Here is a 324-nt window from a genome sequence, read left to right on the forward strand (position 1 = left end):
ATTGGTTCTTTGAAAACTAGATAATATCAATTTTCTTTTATATTAATTAATTTCATTAATTAAGCCGAGAACACCGCGTATTTTGAGTTTTTTATTAGTAAAGTTTATTTACTTCGCGTAATACTCAATTAATCCGTCACGTAAGTGATGAGGTTAAGTTAAAAAGGGCGCATGGTGAATGCCTTGGCACTAGGAGCCGATGAAGGACGGGACTAACACCGATATGCTTCGGGGAGCTGTACGTAAGCTTTGATCCGGAGATTTCCGAATGGGGAAACCCAATCATCTTAGTCGATGATTAATGCTTAGTGAATACATAGCTAA

At 37.0% G+C, this 324-nt stretch carries 1 rRNA gene; it reads left to right on the forward strand.

Going from position 1 to position 324, the window contains the following annotated elements:
- Nucleotides 1-151: 151 nt before the first annotated feature.
- A 23S ribosomal RNA gene (locus CES82_RS12095) occupies nucleotides 152-324 on the forward strand; the annotation flags it as partial.

This window comes from Secundilactobacillus silagincola (assembly GCF_002583405.1).
Classification (GTDB): Bacteria; Bacillota; Bacilli; order Lactobacillales; family Lactobacillaceae; genus Secundilactobacillus; species Secundilactobacillus silagincola.